This window comes from Halomonas sp. TG39a (assembly GCF_000744395.1).
Taxonomy (GTDB): Bacteria; Pseudomonadota; Gammaproteobacteria; order Pseudomonadales; family Halomonadaceae; genus Vreelandella; species Vreelandella ventosae_B.
The window spans coordinates 848,795-864,737 of sequence record NZ_JQLV01000002.1 but is presented as its reverse complement, the minus strand read 5'-3'; the positions used below and the strand labels follow the sequence as shown (position 1 = coordinate 864,737).

The 15,943-nt window shown below is 56.7% G+C and carries 13 protein-coding genes and 2 tRNA genes; 12 read left to right on the top strand and 3 right to left on the bottom strand.

Features of this window, described 5'->3' with window-relative positions:
• Window positions 1-2 precede the first annotated feature (2 nt).
• Window positions 3-1,466: a membrane-bound lytic murein transglycosylase MltF gene (gene mltF, locus U738_RS22120; RefSeq protein WP_035585497.1), complete on the bottom strand. Its 1,464-nt coding sequence runs from the start codon at window positions 1,464-1,466 to the stop codon at window positions 3-5.
• Between the two features lie 165 nt (window positions 1,467-1,631).
• Between mltF and purL the strand changes: the two genes are divergently transcribed.
• Complete coding sequence (purL, locus tag U738_RS22115; protein ID WP_035585495.1) at window positions 1,632-5,579, top strand: phosphoribosylformylglycinamidine synthase; 3,948 nt, start codon at window positions 1,632-1,634, stop codon at window positions 5,577-5,579.
• Between the two features lie 86 nt (window positions 5,580-5,665).
• Here purL and U738_RS23095 read toward each other — a convergent pair whose 3' ends face one another.
• Entirely contained in the window at window positions 5,666-5,905 is a 240-nt protein-coding gene (locus U738_RS23095; RefSeq protein ID WP_081899177.1) for a hypothetical protein, read from the bottom strand.
• Between the two features lie 116 nt (window positions 5,906-6,021).
• On the opposite strand from U738_RS23095, the gene U738_RS22110 reads away from it, so the two are divergent.
• The 9 genes from U738_RS22110 to nadA all read left to right on the top strand — a co-directional run bounded on the left by U738_RS22110 (window position 6,022) and on the right by nadA (window position 12,773).
• Entirely contained in the window at window positions 6,022-7,812 is a 1,791-nt protein-coding gene (locus U738_RS22110; RefSeq protein WP_035585493.1) for a DEAD/DEAH box helicase, read from the top strand.
• Window positions 7,813-7,878: 66 nt separating this feature from the next.
• Window positions 7,879-8,121: a DUF4160 domain-containing protein gene (locus U738_RS22105; RefSeq protein WP_035585491.1), complete on the top strand. Its 243-nt coding sequence runs from the start codon at window positions 7,879-7,881 to the stop codon at window positions 8,119-8,121.
• A complete protein-coding gene (locus U738_RS22100) occupies window positions 8,105-8,353 on the top strand; it encodes a DUF2442 domain-containing protein (RefSeq protein WP_035585489.1) in 249 nt (82 codons plus the stop codon). The genes U738_RS22105 and U738_RS22100 overlap by 17 nt, the downstream gene beginning before the upstream one ends.
• 29 nt (window positions 8,354-8,382) lie before the next feature.
• A complete protein-coding gene (locus U738_RS22095; protein WP_035585487.1) occupies window positions 8,383-9,333 on the top strand; it encodes a segregation and condensation protein A in 951 nt (316 codons plus the stop codon).
• Window positions 9,330-10,187, top strand: a complete 858-nt coding sequence (scpB, locus tag U738_RS22090) for an SMC-Scp complex subunit ScpB (RefSeq protein WP_035585484.1) — start codon at window positions 9,330-9,332, stop codon at window positions 10,185-10,187. The genes U738_RS22095 and scpB overlap by 4 nt, the downstream gene beginning before the upstream one ends.
• Window positions 10,174-11,049: a 23S rRNA pseudouridine(2605) synthase RluB gene (gene rluB / locus U738_RS22085; protein ID WP_035585482.1), complete on the top strand. Its 876-nt coding sequence runs from the start codon at window positions 10,174-10,176 to the stop codon at window positions 11,047-11,049. Before scpB ends, rluB begins: the two co-directional genes overlap by 14 nt.
• A gap of 174 nt (window positions 11,050-11,223) precedes the next feature.
• Window positions 11,224-11,299: transfer RNA gene (locus tag U738_RS22080), tRNA-Lys, on the top strand.
• 109 nt (window positions 11,300-11,408) lie between these two features.
• A tRNA-Lys gene (locus U738_RS22075) sits at window positions 11,409-11,484 on the top strand.
• Between the two features lie 260 nt (window positions 11,485-11,744).
• The gene (gene nadA / locus U738_RS22070) at window positions 11,745-12,773 is read left to right on the top strand and encodes a quinolinate synthase NadA (protein WP_035585480.1); all 1,029 of its coding nucleotides are present in this window, start codon (window positions 11,745-11,747) and stop codon (window positions 12,771-12,773) included.
• A 110-nt stretch (window positions 12,774-12,883) separates the two neighbouring features.
• Here the strand turns inward: nadA and U738_RS22065 are convergent, their stop codons facing one another.
• Window positions 12,884-14,347 carry a M48 family metalloprotease gene (locus U738_RS22065; RefSeq protein WP_035585478.1) on the bottom strand — a complete coding sequence of 488 codons (1,464 nt, stop codon included), beginning with the start codon at window positions 14,345-14,347 and terminating at the stop codon, window positions 12,884-12,886.
• Between the two features lie 216 nt (window positions 14,348-14,563).
• Between U738_RS22065 and U738_RS22060 the strand changes: the two genes are divergently transcribed.
• Together U738_RS22060 and U738_RS22055 are read left to right on the top strand one after the other, a co-directional pair.
• Window positions 14,564-14,827 (top strand): sulfurtransferase TusA family protein, encoded by a 264-nt coding sequence (locus tag U738_RS22060; RefSeq protein ID WP_035585476.1) that lies wholly within the window; start codon window positions 14,564-14,566, stop codon window positions 14,825-14,827.
• Complete coding sequence (locus U738_RS22055; RefSeq protein ID WP_035585475.1) at window positions 14,824-15,933, top strand: AI-2E family transporter; 1,110 nt, start codon at window positions 14,824-14,826, stop codon at window positions 15,931-15,933. The genes U738_RS22060 and U738_RS22055 overlap by 4 nt, the downstream gene beginning before the upstream one ends.
• Window positions 15,934-15,943: the final 10 nt, after the last annotated feature.

Genomic DNA, 15,943 nt, shown 5'->3' with positions numbered 1-15,943 from the left:
CGTTAATTAAGCGGCGGCACAAGCTCGAACAATAGCAGTGGATCATCGTTGACAGGCGTTTGCTCTAGTTGGAAAAACTGCTGGCGGCTGCGCTCAACATACTCAATCATTTCGTAGTAGCGGCGGATGTTGCGTACATATATCACCGGTTCGCCGCCCCGGGCGTAGCCATAGCGTGTTTGGCTATGCCATTCACGCTGCTGTAATAGCGGCAACGCGGCGCGCACATCGGCCCAACTGTCGGGATCGCCGCCGCGCACTTCGGCGATCTTGCGAGCGTCGTATAAATGCCCTAGGCCCACGTTATAGGCCGCCATGGCCATAAACAGCCGGTCATCTCCGGTGATGCTTTCCGGTAAGCGGTCTTTAATACTGCGCAAATAGCGGGCACCGCCGTCAATGCTCTGGGCTGAATCAGTGCGGTCACTAATGCCCATTTCGCCCGCAGTGTCATTGGTTAGCATCATCAAGCCGCGTACCCCTGTCGGCGAGACAGCGTCCGGGTCCCAGTGAGACTCCTGGTAGCCCACGGCAGCGAGTAGCTTCCAATCAAACCCCGTTTCACGAGCAGACTGTTGGAATAGCTCCGTATAGCGGGGCAGGCGTGCATCCAGGTGATCAAGAAAGGTGCGGGTGCCGACATACTCTAGATAGTCGTCATGACCAAAGTAGCGGCTAACCAGACGGTTCAAAGTGCCGCTCTCCTGCAGGTCTTGCAGAAAACGATTAGCGGCTTCTAGTAACCCCAAACCGCGGCCACTGGGCACCGCCCACGCCATGGAGAGCGGGTCGCCGAGGGTAAAGCCGCGCTCAACGTTGGGGAAAAACAGCCGGTTTAAACGAAACTGATGTTCAAAAATGACGGCCGCGTCCAGCGTGCCGTTCTCAACCCGTGCCAGCAGTTCGGCGACTTCCAGTTCGTGGGACTCTTTCCAACTCAGGGTGGGGTGGAGAATCTGCAGATCGTGCAGTGCTTCGCTGGTGCCCGCTTTGCTAAGGGTGCCTAGCTCCAGCCCGACGAGGTCACTCGGCTTACTAATACCATTCAACCCACGCCGGTATACGACGAGTGGCTGCATCTGAATAATCGGCCTGGTGTAGTAAATCCCCGGCGTATTGGGCAGCAGAGGAAGTGCTGCGGCACCCAGGTCGCCGCTTTCACGTACCGCGGGCAGCACGCTTTCTGGGTGATGGCTGGCGTCAAGGTTAAGGCTCACCCCCAGGTAGTCGGCAAAGCGATGCATAAGCTCGTACTCAAAGCCGGTAGGGCCCTGGCGGCCTTCGTAATAGGTCGTGGGCGTATTGCGGGTATGCACGGTAATAAAATCTTTTGCGCTGATCTGCGTCAGATGCTCGCCGGGAGGAACCAGGGAGAGAGTCGGTACCAGGGTCAAAAGCGTAATAGCGATCAGCGCATAATAAGCGCTGGCACGGGCTACAAAATGTCGGCAAATCAACGTCAGCATGGCGTCTTGTCGGCATGAAACAAGCTGCCACGATACCCAGCCAGGAGCAGGCTGTCACCTTGTTGATTTCGTGTGGCGGCTGGTTTCCAGTATCATAGTGGGATTGCCGCACTGCGGCCTGGTGATTTCCCTGCTCGAATTTCCCTGCTCTAGAGGCTTCAGGATATGCTTGAACTGCGAGGCGCGCCCGCCCTTTCTGCCTTCCGTCATGCTCGGCTGTTAACGGTGTTGCGTGAACGTGTTCCCGAGGTGGAAGCGCTGTCTGCCCACTATGTTCATTTTATCGATGTTCACTCCCACGACGAGCTAGATGACGCTGCCCGCGAACGCTTGGTGCAGTTACTGGATTACGGTACTCACTTAAACGTAGAGGTTCCTGAGCGCGCCCAGCGCTTTTTAGTAGTGCCGCGCCTAGGTACCCAGTCGCCCTGGTCGTCAAAAGCCACCGACATCGCCCACAACTGTGGCTTGCGCCAAATTAGCCGCATCGAGCGCGGCATCGATTACCGGGTCAGCTTCACCGCTATGCCGGACGAAGAGAGTTTGAGCGCGCTGGCGGCACTGCTGCACGACCGTATGACGGAAACCGTGCTAGCCGATGCCTCGGACGCCGCTAAGCTGTTTGCCCAACATGATCCAGCACCGCTGGGCAGTGTGGATATTCTGGAAGGTGGCCGGGACGCGCTGGCAGCGGCCAACCAGGCCTTGGGGCTGGCGTTGGCAGAAGATGAAATCGACTATCTTGTCGACGCCTTCAATGAGTTGGGGCGTAACCCCAGCGACGTTGAGCTGATGATGTTTGCTCAAGCCAACTCTGAGCACTGCCGTCACAAAATCTTCAATGCCGATTGGGTGATCGACGGCGAGCCGCAGAGCCACTCGCTGTTTAAGATGATCAAGAATACCTTTGCGTCATCGCCGGATAACGTGCTCTCGGCCTACAGCGACAACGCTGCGGTGATTAAGGGCAGCCAAGCCGGACGCTTCTTTGCCACGCCATTGACCGGCGTTGATGACGAGCGTGCGAACTACGCCACTCATCAGGAGCCCATCCATATCCTGATGAAGGTAGAGACCCACAACCACCCCACCGCGATTGCCCCTTTCCCGGGAGCGGCGACCGGCTCCGGTGGTGAAATTCGTGATGAAGGTGCTACCGGCATTGGCGGCAAGCCCAAAGCGGGCCTGTCAGGCTATACCGTTTCTAATCTACGCATTCCTGAGTTCGTGCAGCCCTGGGAGGCGTTTGATTACGGCAAGCCCGAGCGCATGCAGTCGGCGCTTAATATTATGCTCGATGGCCCCATCGGGGGCGCGGCGTTCAACAATGAGTTTGGTCGACCCAACTTAACCGGCTACTTCCGTACCTACGAGCAGGAGTCGCTTAACGATGGCGGCATCGAGCGGCGCGGCTTCCATAAGCCAATTATGCTCGCCGGTGGTTACGGCAATATTCGTGCCCACCACGTTCAGAAGGGCGATATCCCCGTCGGTGGCAAGCTGATTGTGATGGGCGGCCCGGCGATGCTGATTGGCCTTGGCGGCGGTGCAGCCTCCAGCATGTCATCCGGCACCTCTAGTGCCGATTTGGATTTTGCCTCGGTACAACGTGAGAACCCCGAAATCGAACGCCGCGCACAGGAGGTTATCGACCGCTGCTGGGCGCTGGGCGATCACAATCCGATTCGCTTTATCCACGACGTGGGCGCCGGCGGGCTTTCCAATGCGCTGCCGGAGCTGGTCAAAGACGGCAACCGTGGTGGCTGCTTTGATCTGCGTGCGGTACCCAACGCCGAGCCGGGTATGAGTCCGCTGGAAATCTGGTGTAACGAAGCGCAAGAGCGCTATGTGCTGGCCGTTGCGCCGGAAGATTTAGCCACCTTTGACGCGCTATGTAAGCGTGAGCGCTGCCCCTATGCGGTGGTTGGCGAGGCCTTGGACGCGCATCACCTTGAAGTGCGCGATGGCCACTTTGACAGTAAGCCGGTCGATTTGCCGATGAGCGTACTGTTTGGCAAAGCGCCTAAGATGCAGCGCGAATTTGAGCGCCACGAACCGGCGCTTTCCGGCATGATGCTTGATAACCTCGACCTGCGCGAAGCGCTGGATCGGGTGCTGCGTCTACCTACTGTGGCCTCCAAAAACTTCCTGATTACCATCGGTGACCGCTCAATTACCGGCCAAGTGGCCCGCGACCAGATGGTCGGCCCCTGGCAGGTGCCGGTGGCGGATGTAGCGGTTACCACGGCAAGTTTTGATACCCACACCGGGGAAGCCATGGCCATGGGCGAACGCCCGCCGGTGGCGTTGATCAATCCTGCAGCCAGCGCTCGTTTGGCCGTCGCCGAAGCGATTACCAACTTGGCCGCAGCGCCGATCGCCAAGCTAAGCGATATCAAGCTCTCCGCTAACTGGATGAGCGCCGCCGACCATCCAGGTGAAAACCAGGCGTTGTATGACGCCGTTTATGCGGTGGGCATGGAAATGTGCCCGGCACTGGGCATCGCCATTCCGGTGGGCAAAGACTCTATGTCCATGCGTACCGCCTGGGTCGATGAGAATGAGCAGGATGAAAGCGAACCTGAAGAGAAAAGCGTAACCTCGCCGCTTTCGCTGGTCGTCACGGGCTTTGCCCCGGTGACGGATGCCTTGGCGACGCTTACCCCGCAGATCAATCTGGATCAAGATGAATCGGATCTGATTTTGATTGATTTAGGCAGCGGCCAAAATCGTCTGGGCGGCTCTGCTCTGGCGCAGGTGTACGGCCAAGTAGGCAATGACTGCCCAGACGTGGACGACCCGGAAGATATCAAGGCGTTCTTCGAAGTCATTCAGGGTCTTAACCGCGACGGTAAGCTATTGGCCTACCACGACCGCAGCGACGGCGGCCTGCTGGTGACACTGTTGGAAATGGCCTTTGCTGCCCACGCAGGGCTAGAGATTAAGCTCGACTGGATGATCGATGAGCCGGTGGAGGCGTTGAACGCGCTGTTTTCGGAAGAGTTGGGGGCGGTGATCCAGGTTAATCGCCAACACACCGAAGAAGTGCTGGCGCAGTTTGCCGTTGCAGGTATCGAAACCTGCGGCGTTATCGCCCGTCCCCGCTATGACGACCAGGTGCGCGTCACGCTGTTCGAAGAGCCGCTGCTGGAAACCACGCGTCAACTTACCCAGCGCACCTGGGCGGAAACCAGTTACCGCATGCAGGCGCTGCGCGATAATCCCGAATGCGCTAAAAACGAATTCGACAATCTGCTCGATAGCCGCGATCCGGGGCTCTCGGCAACACCGACCTTTGATATCAACGACGATATCAGCGCACCGTTTGTGAATACTGCCAAGCCCGCCATGGCCGTACTGCGCGAGCAGGGCGTTAACGGGCAGGTGGAGATGGCCTGGGCCTTCGATAAGGCCGGGTTTGAAGCAGTGGATGTGCATATGAGCGACATCCTTGAAGGGCGCGTGTCCTTGGAAGAGTTCAAAGGCCTGGTGGCCTGCGGCGGCTTCTCCTATGGCGATGTGCTCGGTGCTGGCGGTGGTTGGGCCAAGTCGGTGCTGTTTAACGAGCGCGCCCGGGAGCAGTTTGCGGCGTTCTTCGCCCGCGACGACAGCTTCTCACTGGGTGTGTGCAACGGCTGCCAGATGCTGTCACAGTTGAAGACGTTAATTCCCGGCGCTGAAAACTGGCCGACCTTTGTGCGTAACGAGTCAGAACAGTTTGAGGCGCGGGTCTCCATGGTGCGGGTCGAGAAGAGCCCTTCGATCCTGCTTGCTGGCATGGAAGGGTCAAAACTCCCCATCGCCGTGGCCCATGGTGAAGGACAGGCGGCGTTCCGCGACAGCGCGCATTTGCGCAGCATGCAGTCGAGCAGCCAAATCGCCCTGCGTTACATCGATAACTATGGCCAGGCAACTACCCGCTACCCCGCCAACCCCAACGGCTCGCCTGCCGGCATTACCGGCCTGACTACGCCGGATGGCCGGGTGACCATTATGATGCCACACCCGGAGCGTGTCGCCCGCGCAATCACCAACTCCTGGCGCCCGGCAGGGTGGACGGAAGATGGCGCTTGGCTACGGCTATTCCGCAACGCTCGGGTTTGGCTCAACTGATACCAGTAGCGCTGCAAGTCACGCGATGGGAGTAGCGAACAGATTAACGGCGGTTTTTTGCCGCCGTTTATCTGTTACGTCAATTGTTAAGAGTGCTGTTGAGGCGTGCTCGCCGGTGTTTCATCTGCTCCCGTCGGCGGCAGTCCTAGCTTGGCTTCCAGTGTTTCAAGCTCTAAACGGTAGCGCTCAACGAGGTATTCAAAGCGCCCAAAGTCATGTCCGCAATCCATACAGAACACATGGGCTTGACCACGCCGTGTGGCGGGTAGGCGTTTTAAACGGCTACTGCATTCTGGGCATTCAGGGCTGAAATGATTAGTTGTCATGGCAAACCTCTTGATTAAACTTTCTCTCCACAACGCGGGAGATTAAAAGTGGATTTAAAACCTTCACTATTAAGATGCGACGAAAGTCGCAATAGTTCAATAGCAGGCTATTTAATTTGCCGATACCCAACGCCTCACGGACGTCTTCTCTAACGCCCCAGCTTCGCCCCTATCAGCAGGAAGCGGTAAAGCGCGTGGTGGTGCATTTCCGTGCCTCCAGCGATCCTGCTTTGGTGGTATTACCTACTGGCAGCGGCAAATCCCTGGTGATTGCTGAGCTGGCGCGCTTAGCTAGGGGGCGTGTGCTGGTGTTGGCCCATGTGCGCGAGCTGGTGGAACAGAACCACGCCAAGTACCAGGCCTATGGCCTTGAGGCGGATATTTTTAGCGCCGGTTTAAAGCGCAAAGAGGCGAGTCGCCAAGTGGTGTTTGGCTCGGTGCAGTCGGTGGTGCGCAATTTGGAGAGTTTTAACGACGCTAACTTTACCCTGTTGGTGATCGATGAGAGCCACCGCGTATCGCTTGATGAGGACGCCAGCTACCGCCAGGTGATTGAGCACCTGCGCCAACACAACCCGCAGCTTAAAATACTCGGACTCACCGCAACGCCGTACCGTTTGGGGCAGGGGTTTATCTATTATCGCCACCACCACGGCATGGTACGGGGCAGCGAAGAGAGCTTTTTCCGCGACTGCGTGTTTGAGCAACCGCTACGGCTGATGGTTAAGCAGGGCTATCTCGCCGCGCCCAAGCGACTGGATATGGCCATTGAGGGCTACGACTTCTCTGCGCTGAAGCCCTCTTCAAGTGGTCTGTTTGCGGAGGAGGCGCTTAATCGCGTGGTGGCGGGTAGCCGCGCTACGCCGGGCATCATCGGGCAAATTATCGAACGTGCGGTTGAGCGCCAGGGAGTGATGATTTTTGCCGCCACCGTATCCCACGCCGAAGAAATTATGGGCTATTTGCCCAGGGCAGAAGCAGCGCTTATTACCGGCGCAACGCCTTCCCAGGAGCGCACGGCGCTGATCGATGCCTTTAAAGCGCGGCAACTGAAATATCTGGTCAACGTGGCGGTGCTGACCACCGGCTTTGATGCCCCTCACGTGGATTTAATCGCTATTTTGCGGCCTACCGAGTCGGTCAGCCTTTATCAGCAGATGGTGGGCAGAGGTCTTCGCCTGTCGCCGGGTAAAAGTGACTGCCTGATCCTGGATTACGCCGGTAACCCCTGGGATATCTTCGCCCCGGAAGTGGGCGAACCAAAGCCGGATAGCGACAGTGAACCGGTTCAGGTAGAGTGCCCTGACTGCGGTCATGCCAATCTTTACTGGGGAAAGCGCGACGGTGATTTAGTGATTGAGCACTTTGGCCGTCGCTGTCAGGGGCTAATTGCAGATGATGAAGGAAGGCGGCGCCAATGCGACTTCAGGTTCCGCTTCAAAGTCTGCGATGAGTGCGGTGCCGAAAATGATATTGCTGCCCGTCGCTGCCACGGTTGCGAAAAACTACTGGTAGACGCGGATGATAAACTCAAAGACGCCCTAAAGCTGAAAGACGCCAAGGTATTGCGGGTAAGCGGTATGCAGCTGGAAGCGACCACCAACGGCCGTGGTCTGCCGCGCTTAAAAGTCACCTATCATGACGAAGATGGCACCCATCTTTCCGAGTGGTACGCGCTGGAAAGCCCCGCTCAGCGGCGTGCTTTCTATGCCGCCTTTCTGCGCTACCATCTGCGCGCACCGGGAGGTAAATGGCAGCCGCTAAGCCCCGAGGAAGTCGTCGCCGAACAGCGCCGCCTACGCCATCCTGATTTCGTCGTAGGCCGCAAAGTGGGGCGCCATTTCCAAATCCGTGACAAGCTGTTTGACTATGCTGGCCGCTACCGTAAAGCGGTGGAGGCGGGGTAGCATGTGCCTTGTGTCGATAAACCATCTATTATTCAATATTTAGGCTGTAAACTGCAGGAGCGCACGATGCCAACGGTGCTACGCTTGCAGGGTTTTAGGTTCTTCTTCTATTCAAATGAAGGTAATCCTTTAGAGCCTGCTCACATCCATATATTTAAAGCGGGCGCTGAAGCTAAATTTTGGCTCTCGCCTGATGTGCAGTTGGCGAGAAATGATGGCTTTGATGCCAAGGCGCTACGCACTATTACGACGATGATTATTCAACACCGCGATACACTAGAGGGGGCCTGGCATGACTACTTCTCCTAAGCGAGTTACGTTTGATGAGGATAATTTCTGGGTTGAGTTAAGCGATGGTCGCACGGTAGGCGTACCGCTAGCTTGGTACCCGCGCCTTCTTAAAGCCTCAGCCCAACAATTGGCGTGCTATGAATTGAGTGCCCGTGGAATTCATTGGGACGCGTTGGATGAAGATGTGTCTATTGATGGAATTCTGGCCGGGCAGGGCGATTTGACACGCCACCGCCAGGCTGTCGCCTGATTCCAAACATCCCAAGAGAGCCGACCCGCGTGAGCGAGACGCCAAGCGTTAATAGCGACATAGAAACACCTGATTCTCAGCCTAATGAGCCTGTGCAGGTGTCGTTTGGGCGTCTGTTTAATGAGCCGATTACGCAAATGCCAGAGGATTTATACATTCCTCCGGAAGCGTTGCGGGTCTTTCTGGAAACTTTTGAAGGCCCACTGGACTTGCTGCTCTATCTGATTCGCCGTCAGAACCTGGACATTCTAACCATCAATGTGGCCACCATCACCCACCAGTACATCGAGTATGTGGAGCTGATGAAGGCCATGGAGATTGAACTGGCGGGGGAGTATCTGCTCATGGCCGCCATGCTGGCTGAGATCAAGTCTCGCACGCTGTTACCCCGCCCGCCGAAGGCAGAAGGCGACGACGAGGAAGACCCCCGCGCTGAGCTGATCCGTCGCCTGCAAGAGTATGAGCGACTTAAAGAGGCCGCAGAAACGCTGGATACGCTGCCGCGTATGGGGCGCGACTGGTTTAGTGTGCAGGCGGGCTTGCCACCGCTGGAATCCCGGGTAATACATCCTGAAGTCGAGCTCGATGAACTGCTCAGCGCGCTATCGGATATTCTCAAGCGTGCCGAGCTGGTGCAGGCCCACCAGATCAGCCGCGAAGTGCTGTCCACTCGCGAGCGCATGCTCAAGATTATGGAGCAGCTCAGTCACGATGACGACCACCACCGCTATACCTCCTTTGAAGCGCTGTTTACCCTAGAAGAAGGGCGGGCAGGCGTCGTAGTGACCTTTATGGCAATTTTAGAACTGGCTAAAGAAGCCATGATAGAAATTGTCCAGAATGCGCCTCTGTCGCCGATTCACGTGCGCGCCCGGCGTGCGGCCCTTGCTGACGATGAGGAGGGAGCTTTTGAGGAGGGCGAGATAGAAGATGATGCCTATGGCGAGTCCGCTTTTGAGCCTGGCGAGGAGACGCCATGAGTAACGCCGTCACCGCGTTAGATGACATTGTTTTAGATGACATTATTGAAGCAGCGCTGCTGGCCGCTGGCGAACCTTTGCCTCTTGAGCGTTTGGAAACCCTTTTTCTGGAAGGCGAATGCCCAACGCGCAAAGAGTTTCGCGATGTGTTTGAGCGTTTACAGCAACGCCACTCCGGCGGTGCTCTAGAACTGCTGGAAACCGTTTCAGGCTACCAGCTACGCATTCGTCCGCGGCTTTCCCAGTGGGTGTCGCGATTATGGGACGAGCGCCCACAGCGCTACTCCCGGGCGCTACTGGAAACCCTGGCATTGATCGCCTACCGCCAGCCGGTTACCCGGGGCGATATCGAAGAGGTACGCGGGGTTAGCGTGAGTAGCTCCATTATGCGTACCTTGGCGGAGCGTGGCTGGATTCGGGTAGTGGGGCATCGAGATGTGCCGGGCCGCCCGGCGGTTTACGCCACCACGCGTAGTTTTTTGGACGATTTTGGCTTAAAAACCCTCGATGCACTGCCGCCCATGCACACGCTGGCCAGTTGGGAGGAGAACGAAATACCTGAGGAAGAGGGCTTGGTGTCCAATGGTGAGGACGCCAATGCAGCAAGTCTCCCCGATACACAGAGTGAAGCACTAGACGAAACGCATAAAACGGTGCAGGATGCGCCTCCCCAGAAAGATCAGATTACTGCGGCTGAAATAGCCGACAAGCACGCCGAGACGGCGTTAACCCAGCCGCTGAGTTTTGCCGATTTACAGGCACGGCTAGCGGCACGTGCGCAGCGCGCTGACGACGATGAGCGCGAGCGCACGGAGACTACCGATGTGAGGTCAGACGACCATGAGTCAGAGTGATAACACCACGCCCCCCACCAGCGAAAAGCTGCAAAAAGTCTTGGCCCGTGCAGGCCTTGGTTCGCGGCGCGAGATGGAAACAGCGATTTCCGCCGGGCGCGTTAAAGTGAATAGCCAGGTGGCCAAGCTGGGCGACCGCGTTGAGGCGCGGGACAAGGTCAGCTTTGATGACCGCCCAGTGGCGCTGCGTCCGGAAGAAGAGGCGCCGCGTCGGGTTATTATGTACAACAAGCCGGAAGGCGAGCTGTGCACCCGTAAAGACCCGGAAGGTCGACGCACCGTATTTGAACGTTTGCCGCGCCTGAAAGGCGAGCGCTGGATTGCGATTGGCCGCCTGGATATCAATACCAGCGGTTTGCTGCTGTTTACCACCGATGGCGAATTGGCCAACCGCTTGATGCATCCCTCTACCCAGGTAGAGCGCGAGTATGCGGTTCGCGTGATGGGGGAAGTGAAGCGCGAACATATCCTGGCCATGGTCGATGGCGTTATGTTGGAAGATGGCCCGGCGCGCTTTACCGATGTGCAGGAGTTTGGTGGCGAGGGTATCAACACCTGGTTCCACGTGGTGATTCTGGAAGGGCGCAACCGTGAAGTGCGGCGTCTTTGGGAGTCTCAGGCGCTGACGGTGAGTCGTCTGAAGCGCGTACGCTATGGCAATATCTTCCTCGATAAGCGGGCAAAAGCCGGCGAATGGGTCGAACTTACTCAGGATGAGGTGGATGACTTAGCCACGCTGGCTAACTTGGAAACCCGTAAAGTGCCAGCGCTGACGCCCGATGAGAAGAACCGCTGGAACCGTGATAAGCACAAGCGCAAGCCGGTACAGGCGCTGCGCAAGCCGAAAAGCAAAGCCCGTTAAACGCGGCTGTCTGAGCCCTCTCTTGGTCTCCGCTGTTAGCGTTTAGTCTCGTAAGCGTGTCTGCCCGCATTGAGTGATGTGAGCAGGCACGAAAATGGTTCATTATCGTAGAGTGAAGGCAAAAAACGCTTGCTATCAATAAGGTGTAAGCGTAGGATATGCATCCGTTCAGGCGGGTCGTTAGCTCAGTTGGTAGAGCAGTTGACTTTTAATCAATTGGTCGCAGGTTCGAATCCTGCACGACCCACCATTCAAACAGTTGATCAGTTTTTATGAAGTCAGTTTGAATTCAGTGATGAACGTTTAATGTAGGTAGCGTATGTGTGGTAACGCTAGTAAGTGAGTAGCAAAGCAAGTTTGGGTCGTTAGCTCAGTTGGTAGAGCAGTTGACTTTTAATCAATTGGTCGCAGGTTCGAATCCTGCACGACCCACCAAATTCAACGCCCTTGGCAGTTTACTGCCAGGGGCGTTTTGCTATGCAAGCAGAAAATTATCTGCTGTGACAAGTTGCTTGCAGCAAGCAGCAATTTCCCACCACAATAGTCTAGAATTGATTCTAAAGCGGTAGGCCTCCGCGAGAGACGCATCGGCCCACCGCGCACGCGAGCGGCATAGCATATGCAAGATATACTGCCTTATGCCGTGACTCAGTGTTTGACAGGGGGATTCCCTGTTCGTCGCAGTGGTAGACACAATGACTATTATGACTACGCAAGCAGAGCTCAGTGCTCAGCTACCCACCGCCTACTGTCCGACCCGTATTCCAGCGGAAGATCAGGCCCGGGTTGAAGAGATAAAGCGGCTTCTAAACGCCCATAACGCCGTTTTGGTCGCCCACTACTACACCGATGATGCCATTCAGCAGCTAGCGGAAGAGACCGGCGGCTGTGTCGCTGACTCGCTGGAGATGGCGCGCTTTGGTGCTCGCCATGACGCCACCACGCTGGTCGTTGCGGGGGTTAGATTTATGGGTGAAACCGCCAAAATACTCTCGCCTGAAAAGCGCGTGCTGATGCCTACCCTGGAGGCCACCTGCTCGTTGGATATTGGCTGTCCTGCCGATGAGTTCAGTGCTTTCTGTGATGCCCACCCTGACCGCACCGTGGTGGTGTATGCCAACACCTCTGCGGCGGTTAAAGCGCGTGCGGACTGGGTAGTGACCTCGTCGATTGCGGTCGAGGTGATTGAGCACCTGCAAGCCAAGGGCGAGAAGATTCTCTGGGCACCCGACAAACATTTGGGTGGCTACATCCAGAACAAAACTGGCGCCGATATGTTGATGTGGGACGGCGCCTGTATCGTCCATGAGGAGTTTAAGGCCAAGGGCGTTGAAGACCTTAAGCGCATCTATCCGGATGCCGCGGTGCTGGTGCATCCAGAGTCGCCGGAGCCGGTGGTTAAACTGGCTGATGTGGCAGGTTCCACCTCGCAGCTGATCAAGGCGGCTAAAGAGCTGCCCAACGATAAGCTTATTGTGGCGACGGATCGGGGTATCTTTTTCAAGATGCAGCAAGCGGTGCCCGACAAAACCCTGTTTGAAGCGCCGACAGCGGGCAACGGTGCCACTTGCCGCAGCTGCGCTCACTGCCCATGGATGGCTATGAACGCGCTGGATAATCTGGCGGGTGCGTTGCGCGAAGGGAGTGGTGAGATTCAGGTGGATGAAGCATTGCGCCTACAGGCCTTAAAACCCCTTGAACGCATGCTTAACTTCAATGCTTAGCGAGAAAAGATTAACCGAATGTCATTGCGAACAAAGTGAAGCAATCTCGGAGTGACTGCTACCGCAGGTTGAGATTGCCGCGTTGCTGCGCTCCTCGCAATGACATAGGTTTAGTTAAAATCTTCCAGGGTTTCGCGATACGCAATAAAGTCTTCTCGGCGTTGTTCTATTCTTGCCAACGCCTGCTGGTCATTTTCCCGCTCGGCGGCATCCCGGGCGATGGAGAGCTGGCGAATGCCGCGATCTACGCGGCCGGTCAGCTGAAGATACTCTGCGCGCGCTAAATGACCCCAGCTGTCATGGCCGCTGCGCCCGGCTGCTTCCGCCAGCAGGTTAAAGCCTTGCGGGTTTTCCGGGTTTTGCGCGGTAATATCGTTCAGCAGTTGATAAGCCGCCGGAGGGTCACGCTGCAGCTGCGCCTCAGCCAGGGTCAGCTGGGCAGGCAGGTAATTGGGTATAAAGCGTAGTAATCGCTGGCTGCGCTGAATGGCCTGGTCGTAGCGGCCAGCTTCCAGCGCGACGCTCGCCGCAGAGGCGGGTAGCATGGCATAGTCGGGGTGCTGATTGGCAAGTCTATCCAGCTGCTCCAGGGCGCTGTCGATTTGGCCGTTGCGAGCGTCGATTAGCGCGGCTAAATAGTTCTGAGCGGCTTGTTCGGCACCTTCCTGCGCAAGGCGTGAAGCGGCTTGCTGGGGAGTGTTGGCGTAAATACTCAGCAGTGCGCGGGCGCGCATCATGTCGTAGAGGGTGTCGCTGGTGTAAGCATCGGTGACATTGAGTTGGGCTGCGCGGGCTTGCGCGGCGCTTAAGCGATTATCGGAGACCGGGTGGGTGAGCAAGAATTCCGGCGGTGTATCGCCCTGCAGGCGGGCCATGCGCTGCATGGCCGAGAACATACGCACCATTGCCTGGGGGTCATAGCCCGCGTCGGCCATAGCCTGCAAGCCTATGTTGTCGGCTTCCTGTTCAAACAGCCGTGAGTAGCTGAGCTGATCCTGAATCAACGCCGCCTGAGAGCCCATGGCGGCCGCCATGCCAACGTCGCCGCCCCCACTGGCGGCAATCAGCATACCTGCCAGCATGGCCGCCATGGCGGGCAGTTGGGTTTGAGCCGCGCGGGCACTCCCGCGGGCATAGTGGCGTTGAGAGAGGTGGCCCAGTTCGTGGGCTAACACCGAGACAAAAGCCCCTTCATCTTCGGCAAACGCGAAGAGGCCCGAATTGATACCCACTACGCCGCCAGGTACGGCAAAGGCGTTAAGTGAGCCGTTATCGACCATAACGGTGATCGTGCGCAGGCCGCTAATTTGGCTATGTGGGGCTAATCGGGCAATCAGACTTTGCAAATAATCATTGGCAATGGGGTCTTGCCACTGGGGGGCTTGGGCACGAAACTGGCGCAACCAGGCGCGGCCCAAGCGATACTCTTCATTGCTGACGGAGGTAGATGCCGCCCCTAAACTTGGCAGGCCATAATCGTTATTAGCCGCGCTGGGTGGGCTAAACAGTAGGCTGCCACAGGCACAAGCGAACGCACATATCCAGCCTGGGTAAGCGGTACGAAGGGTCGGCATGGCATCCTCTTAAGTAGTGGTTAAGTACAGCGGTCAGGGTATGCATTGATTGAGAGTGTGACATTGATAAACACGGGGAAGTGCCGTTAAATCGACTACCTAGTGAAATCAATCGCTAAAAGACAGTGTATGCCGCAGGGTTTATTAAACAACGTTTATGCAACAGCATTGATAAATCTATGTAGCCAATAGGCAGGTCATTTTGAGGGAGAGTGTATGTCTGAGCAAACCGGGGGCTTTCAACCCGACACGGTGCTTGACGCTTGTGGGCTGCATTGCCCGTTGCCATTGCTAAAAGCGAAGCAGGCTTTGTCGAGCTTGGCGGCAGGTCAATTATTGGAAGTACGTTCGACGGATGCGGGTTCGTGGCGGGATATGGCGTCGTTTACCGACCAGAGTGCACATACCCTGGAAGGTCGTGAACAGCGCGACGACGTTTATGTGTATTGGATTAGAAAAGCTGGGGATGCGCACCCATGACCCTGCGCACGATTCTAAAAAGCTGGGTGGAGCGTTACTTCTCAGACGAAGAGGCGCTGATCCTGCTGGTAGTGCTGGTGGCAGGCTTTGCAGCGATTATTTGGTTCGGGCGGATGCTGGCGCCCTTTTTTACCGCGCTGGTAATTGCGTTTCTGTTGCAAGGCGTAGTGGGGGCGTTTACCCGGCGAGGAGTGCCGCACCTGCTGGCGGTGATCCTGGTGTTTTTAGCCTTTATTAGTGTGCTGCTTACCCTGGCGTTTATTCTGATGCCGCTGATCTGGAACCAGCTAGTGGGGCTGGTGCAAGAGACGCCGCGGATGTTCGCCAGTGGCCAGGGGTGGTTGGATGAGTTACAGGCGCGCTACCCGAATATTATTACGCCGGATCAGATGCAGAGCTGGATTGGGGTGGCGAGCCGTGAAATCAGTCAACTGGGTCAGCGCGCCTTAACGCTCTCGCTGGCGTCGTTAGGCAATATCATGTCGCTGATTATCTACCTGGTGCTGGTGCCGATTCTGGTCTTCTTTATGCTCAAGGATCGCGACGTACTGGTCGGTTTTATACTTTCGCTACTGCCCCAAAAGCGCACTCTGCTATCGCGTATTTGGCGTGAAATGGATGATCAAATTGCCAACTATATCCGCGGCAAGTTCATTGAAATCATTATCGTGGGTACGGTAGCGTTCTTTACCTTTGCATTCTTTGGGTTGCCGTATACGGCGTTGTTGGCTGTGTTGGTAGGGCTTTCGGTGTTAGTGCCGTATATCGGGGCGGCGGTGGCCACGCTGCCGGTTGCTGCAGTGGCGGGGTTCTATTTTGGCCTTAGCGAGGATTTTGTCTATGTGCTGGTGGCTTATGGCGTGATTCAAGCGCTGGATGGCAACGTATTGGCGCCGGTTCTGTTCTCTGAGACCAATAATATTCACCCGGTTTCTATTATTGTGGCGGTACTGTTCTTCGGCGGGGTTTGGGGGTTCTGGGGTATTTTCTTTGCCATTCCACTAGCTACCCTGCTGAAAGCGCTGATCTACGCTTGGCCGCGCAGCATGCATGGACGTGATGCGCGGCAGGGCCTGCAAGCGCCGGCGGCTCAAGAGGTCGAGTAAGGTTTACCCA

What these genes read in the sequence shown, in the direction of transcription:
- nadA (WP_035585480.1), top strand. Translation starts at nt 11,745, where the DNA reads ATGACTATTATGACTACGCAAGCAGAGCTCAGTGCTCAGCTACCCACC.
- U738_RS22105 (WP_035585491.1), top strand. Translation starts at nt 7,879, where the DNA reads ATGCCAACGGTGCTACGCTTGCAGGGTTTTAGGTTCTTCTTCTATTCA.
- U738_RS23095 (WP_081899177.1), bottom strand. Translation starts at nt 5,905, where the DNA reads ATGACAACTAATCATTTCAGCCCTGAATGCCCAGAATGCAGTAGCCGT.
- rluB (WP_035585482.1), top strand. Translation starts at nt 10,174, where the DNA reads ATGAGTCAGAGTGATAACACCACGCCCCCCACCAGCGAAAAGCTGCAA.
- purL (WP_035585495.1), top strand. Translation starts at nt 1,632, where the DNA reads ATGCTTGAACTGCGAGGCGCGCCCGCCCTTTCTGCCTTCCGTCATGCT.
- U738_RS22060 (WP_035585476.1), top strand. Translation starts at nt 14,564, where the DNA reads ATGTCTGAGCAAACCGGGGGCTTTCAACCCGACACGGTGCTTGACGCT.
- scpB (WP_035585484.1), top strand. Translation starts at nt 9,330, where the DNA reads ATGAGTAACGCCGTCACCGCGTTAGATGACATTGTTTTAGATGACATT.
- U738_RS22055 (WP_035585475.1), top strand. Translation starts at nt 14,824, where the DNA reads ATGACCCTGCGCACGATTCTAAAAAGCTGGGTGGAGCGTTACTTCTCA.
- U738_RS22100 (WP_035585489.1), top strand. Translation starts at nt 8,105, where the DNA reads ATGACTACTTCTCCTAAGCGAGTTACGTTTGATGAGGATAATTTCTGG.
- mltF (WP_035585497.1), bottom strand. Translation starts at nt 1,466, where the DNA reads ATGCTGACGTTGATTTGCCGACATTTTGTAGCCCGTGCCAGCGCTTAT.
- U738_RS22065 (WP_035585478.1), bottom strand. Translation starts at nt 14,347, where the DNA reads ATGCCGACCCTTCGTACCGCTTACCCAGGCTGGATATGTGCGTTCGCT.